This window comes from Pseudomonadota bacterium (assembly GCA_023229365.1).
Lineage (GTDB): Bacteria > Myxococcota_A > Polyangia > JAAYKL01 > JAAYKL01 > JALNZK01.
Genome location: JALNZK010000219.1, coordinates 1 through 5,148, shown reverse-complemented (window position 1 = coordinate 5,148; position 5,148 = coordinate 1). Strand labels below are relative to the sequence as shown.

6 protein-coding genes are annotated in these 5,148 nt (G+C 66.4%); 2 read left to right on the top strand and 4 right to left on the bottom strand.

What is annotated here, in order from left to right:
• The 4 genes from M0R80_31275 to M0R80_31260 all read right to left on the bottom strand — a co-directional run.
• A partial coding sequence (locus M0R80_31275; protein ID MCK9464124.1) for an SAM-dependent DNA methyltransferase occupies positions 1-479 on the bottom strand: 479 nt, incomplete at its 3' end.
• Between the two features lie 158 nt (positions 480-637).
• Positions 638-1,360, bottom strand: coding sequence for a DUF1566 domain-containing protein (locus tag M0R80_31270; GenBank protein MCK9464123.1), 723 nt, complete (start codon positions 1,358-1,360; stop codon positions 638-640).
• Between the two features lie 73 nt (positions 1,361-1,433).
• Positions 1,434-2,936: a hypothetical protein gene (locus M0R80_31265; protein MCK9464122.1), complete on the bottom strand. Its 1,503-nt coding sequence runs from the start codon at positions 2,934-2,936 to the stop codon at positions 1,434-1,436.
• 91 nt (positions 2,937-3,027) lie between these two features.
• Entirely contained in the window at positions 3,028-4,155 is a 1,128-nt protein-coding gene (locus M0R80_31260) for a site-specific integrase (protein ID MCK9464121.1), read from the bottom strand.
• 152 nt (positions 4,156-4,307) lie between these two features.
• Between M0R80_31260 and M0R80_31255 the strand changes: the two genes are divergently transcribed.
• Together M0R80_31255 and M0R80_31250 are read left to right on the top strand one after the other, a co-directional pair.
• Complete coding sequence (locus tag M0R80_31255; GenBank protein MCK9464120.1) at positions 4,308-4,589, top strand: hypothetical protein; 282 nt, start codon at positions 4,308-4,310, stop codon at positions 4,587-4,589.
• Positions 4,590-4,801: 212 nt separating this feature from the next.
• Positions 4,802-5,148, top strand: a 347-nt coding sequence (locus tag M0R80_31250; protein ID MCK9464119.1) for a DUF1566 domain-containing protein, incomplete at its 3' end; no start/stop codon positions are given.

The window sequence follows — 5,148 nt, the reverse complement described above, 5'->3', positions numbered from 1 at the left end:
ATGTTGTTCCGCAGCGCGTCCGCCGCCGCCCACAGCTGCGCCTCGAAGCCGAGGGGGGAGCCGTTGCTCTTCGCGCCCTTCGTTCGCGCACTGCGCACCGGCCGCTCCGCGGTGGCTTCCGCCGGAGGGGCCGCCTCGTCGTGCTCCTGCGCTGTGTCACCACGTCGGGGGTTCCGCGTAGCGGTGGGCTTCGGAGCCGGTGCCACGGATGCGGCCGTACGACCGCCCGCGAGCCGCGCGATGATCTCCGACTTCTCCCTGCCCGCATCGTCGAGGCGCAGGGCGCGGCACAGCTCCTTGAGCCGCTCGCGCTTGAGCCCGCCGAGCACCTCGTCGAGCGTCGCCGTGCGCGACGCCGCCACCGCCTCGATGAGCCCGTCCTTGGAGCGCCGGTCGGCCACGTCCAGCTCGAACCGTTCCACCACCTCGTTCAGCTCGTCGCGCTTGAGCAGCTCGATGATCTCGCGTTTCGTGGGCATCCGTCGCCTCTCCCCGCCCTGTGGTGTGCCGCTCGAAGGTAGCTCACCCGCAGGTCAGCCCGTGACCGACCCGGTGGTGAACGGCAGCTTCGAACGTCTGGCGGATTATCGGACGAGGATGGAGATGGGTCAACGAGGTGGTTGGGCAGCGGCCGAGATCACGGTCCGCCGCGAACACAACGATACCTCAGCGAGACATATTTTTCATCGATGAATGGGTTTCCGCCATCGAAATACACGAACCACGCGAAGGATGCATCGCCGGCGAGTGACGACGACGACCAGTACCAGTTGCATATCCCCAACAGAGCCGGATCCCAGTAGCAGCCGCCCCAACCCGGCCCTTGCGGCGGGTCCCATTCACAAGAGCTGCAGGAGGTATAGCTGGCACAGGTGTCCTCCTCGACGCATCCGGTGGGCGTCATCTCGCACAAGCTCGGGCTGAGATCTCCGGTCTCGGTCCCGTCCTGGCAACCACGAATCAGGCTGATTAGCTCGTCGATGTTTGGCAGGCGCCAGTCGTCTTGCCCACCGACGTCAAGAGCGTCGCAGTAAGCAACGGCGGCGGACCATTCCAGAATTCCGGTAGTGGGCGGGTTATGCCAGCACAACCCGGATTCCCCGTCGTACCAGAGACCATCGCCCGAGCAGGCATCGGTATCCGTGTCCGTATCGGTGACGCTGTCTGTGTCGGTGTCCGTGTCCGTGTCCGTGTCCGTGTCGGTGTCCGTGTCCGTGTCGGTGTCCGTGTCCGTATCGGTATCCGTATCCGCGTCGCCATCCGTCCCGGAATCGAGGTCGTTGCCGCCGCCCCCGCCGCCGCATCCGGCGAGCGTGATCACCGCGAGCAGGACTGCCAGGAGCCTTCGGAGCGTCGGCATCGCGTCCTCCTTGGTGAGCTGTCATCGGGATCGTGCCACGGGCGCGGCGAGGCTACAAGAAGCGAGGCGTAGTTCACCCGACGCCGTTCACAGGTTCCCCGGCGGCGGTAGCCTTCTTGTGCGCCGCGACTGCCGCGTCACGCACCCGTCGCGTCTCGGCGATAGCATAGTTGACATCGAGGTGATCCACCGCGCCGCTGTCGAGGAAACTCTGTGCCGCTTGCGCGGCGACCGCTTGGACCTCGGGCCCGTCTCGGAAGAAGTACATCTGGTCGGCGCCGACGACGATCGCCGCCACTTTGTGACGCAGCTCCATCCGGCGCGCCTCCTCCTGAAACGGCGCGACGGCGCGCGTGACGATGTCGCGAGAGATGGCAGGGGCGACGGCGGCCGATTTGCCCTGGATCGATGACCACACCTGCTGCCGGATGTTCTCGACCGCATCGGGCGGCACGAACGCCGGGATGTCGGCGAAGATCGAAGCGACGGCGCGTTCGATCCGCTCCTGCTCGTCGCGCTGCTGTCGCGCTTCCTCCTGTGCTGCGGCGTGTCGTTTCGCCTCCTCGGACCTCTGCAACACTGCCTGCTTTTCCATGTGCTGCTGCTGAGCCGCTGCCTGAGCGAAGGCGAGCGCCTGAGCACGTTCCATGTTGGCGGCGCGAGTCGCCTCGCGTTCCTCAGCTTTGATCCTTGCTTCGTCTTCGGCCTCGGCGGCGCGCTCCATGCGGCGGCGCTCCTGCTCGATCCTCGCGACTTCGAACGCGGCGCGCGCGTCGGCCACCGGGCCGGACGGCTGCGGTGGCACAGAGAACGGCGACGGCACGAAGCCGGACGTGTTCCACGGTTGCGTCGGGTAGTAACCCGGCATGCGCGGCGACGCGGCGAACCTCGGCCGCACTTGAGGCTGCGGCGGCATGAACGCCGCCGGGTATGGCGTCGGAAACTGCGGCGAGCCGTACTGCCCCAGCGCGGCAGTCGGCGACGGGCCGTATCCGTACGAGGGCGACGACATCGGGTACGCCGGGCGAGGCGACACGTACGCCTGCGGCGCGCTCAACGGGACCGAAAGCAGGTGAACGAGCGCCGTCTGCCACATCTCCTCGATGCCCATGCCGAACTTCGGCGACCAGTCCGACAGCATGGACACGAACGATTGCGGCAGCGCGATGGGCAGGTTCGCCCGCTGCCAGGCATCGAGGAGTTCAGCGGTGGTTACCCCGAATCGTGCCGCTTCGGCGGCAAGGGTGTACGCGAACTCGGCCTGGAACATCGACTCTTCGTCGGGCGTGAGGGTCGGTCGGACCGCCTGCTCCGGTGTCGGTGCGACCTCGAGGTATTGCTCGGCAGAAGGCATCGGCATCGGCGACATCTGGGGCTGCGCCGGCGCCGGTGTGAACTGCGGCGCCATCGACGCGACAACCGGGCGGAGCGCCTCGATCATCTCTGCCGTGTAGCGCGGGCGTTTCTTCTCGTCGCGGACGACCTGGGCGACGCCGGTCGCTTCGAGTTCCTTGAGGACGGTGGCGCTCGTCTGGAGAATTTTTGCGGCGGCTTTTCGAGTGTGCAATTTGTTCATTTAATCAACTCCCCTCGCGCGCGCGCGCGAAATTGCGCGACGTGCGCGTGTGTACGTGATCTGCGCGGTCGCGTACGTGTAGCGGCGACCCTCACAACAGTCCCTCGGCGGCGTTCTCAACGAACAGCCGACCATCGCGAACGTACTTGCGGACCATCCGCTCCGAGCGATGCCCGGTCTGCGCCATGATCGCCCTCTCTGACTTTCCGGCGGCGGCAGCGGCCGTGCAGAAGCCGCTCCGTAGCGAGTGCCCGGCGAACTGCTTCGCGTCGTAGCCAGCTCGGGTCGTCGCTCGCTTGACGACCTCGGCGACGGCCTTGTCCGACAGCGCGGTGGTGCCGATCCGCCCGTGGCGGTCCACGGCACGGAAGAGCGCGCCGTCGGTGATCGCCGCCGCTTCCAGCCACGCCCTCAGCGCCCTCACCGGACACGTCTCGGGCTGCTGCCCAAACGGGACGCCGACGCGGCGACCGACGCCTTCCTGATCCGTCTTCGACTTCCGCAGATGAACTACGAGCCCCTCGGGCACGTCCTCCAGGTCGGCGACGGTGAGCGACACGAGTTCCGAGCGGCGCATCGCTGTTGCGAAGCCGACGAGGAGCAGGGCGCGGTCGCGGAACCCGATCAGGGACGAAGGCGACTCGGCGACGAGGCGGCGTAGGTGCTCAACGACGAGCGGCGACACCTGCCGCTGCGCCACGCCCAGGCTGCGGCGCACGCCCTTGAGCGTCTCCTGCACCGCCGCCGACGACGTGGGCGACGGCGTGATCCCGGCGAGCTTGTGCGCCTGTGAGATGGAAACGAGTACGCGTCCGATGGTCGCGGGCTTGCGCCCGATCTGCGCGAGGTGGGCGACGTAGGCCGCGATAATTTCCGGGCGCGCAGGGAGCGGCTCTGCACCTGACTCGCGGCACCAGTCCTTGAAGCGCGCCCAGTCGCCCGCATACGCCTTTCTCGTCGCCGCCGCCTTGGCGTCCACGGCGAAGCTCTTCGCCGCGTCCACGAGGTCATGGAGCGCGTCGAGCGACGTGTGCTCGTCGTCGTTCTGGATCGCGAGCGCCTCCGAGCCACTGTTTTCGGGCCTGAGCGGCGATAAGGTTCCATTCTCGGAGGTCAGAATCGGGCTACTCTCCGAGGTGCCGTCGGAGGTCGTCGTTGACGCCTCTGAAGCGTCGGAGAGAAGGTCGTTGCCATTCTGACTGTCGATAATCCCTGGCATCAATTTCATGATATTGAGGCAGAGGGGGTCAGTCGATGATTCCGACAGAGCGCGCGTGTCGATTTTTCGGCCGTGCGGCCCGACGGCGGCGCGGAGGAGGCGGCTGGAGAGCCGAGGGCGACGCCTTGCGGTTCTCACTCTCCGGCGATAACGTGGGTTCTTCTCACTACCAGGCGAAGGGGGGTGCACTCGTGCACAGGCTGTTCATCACTTTCTGCGTCGTCGTGTTCGGTGCGGCCAGTTTCGGCTGCACGTCGTACATCGTGCACTTGCCCGGCTCCACGGAGGCCGAGAAGGGCATCAACGCGAACCACTACGTGGTGATCAAAGAAGGCTCCGGCGGGGACGTCAGTTTGTCTCTTCTGGACTGCTACAGCAGACCCGACGGGGTGAACTGGAACCCGACGTGCAAGCGAGTGAAAGAGATCAAGTAGCGCGGCGGAGGTGATACCCAACGCCCGCTGTATGCCGCTCACGCTCCTCGTCACCCAGCTCGACAAGCTGGAGCGAAACACGGCGGGCCGTTCCCGGAGAGGACGGCCGCGTTGCGGGTGGGGAGGCCGGTGAGGTGGTCGCCGCTGCTCTCCTTGTACTCTCGCCGCGCCCGTGGCACGATCCTGACGTCAGCTCACCGAAGGGGAACGAAATGAAGACGACCCGAGGGCTTCTGTTAGCCATGCTCGTGGTGGGGATGTTCGCGTTCTTGGCATGTGGTAACCGTAAGGAGGCCGCGCCCGGCAGCACGACGGAGTGCGATGGAGGTCAGCTGGATCCAGCGACGAATCTTTGCTGGCAGAACCCCCCTCCGGACGACAAATTGAACTGGGAAGCAGCGAAGGCCTACTGCGACGGCCTGTCGTTGGGGGGACATGACGATTGGCGGCTACCCAAGATCCACGAACTCAATTCCATTGTTCGGGGCTGCGTGAACGGCACCGCGAGCGGCGACTTGCGCAAGAGCAAATGTGGGGTGGCGGACCCGGGATGCCTAGG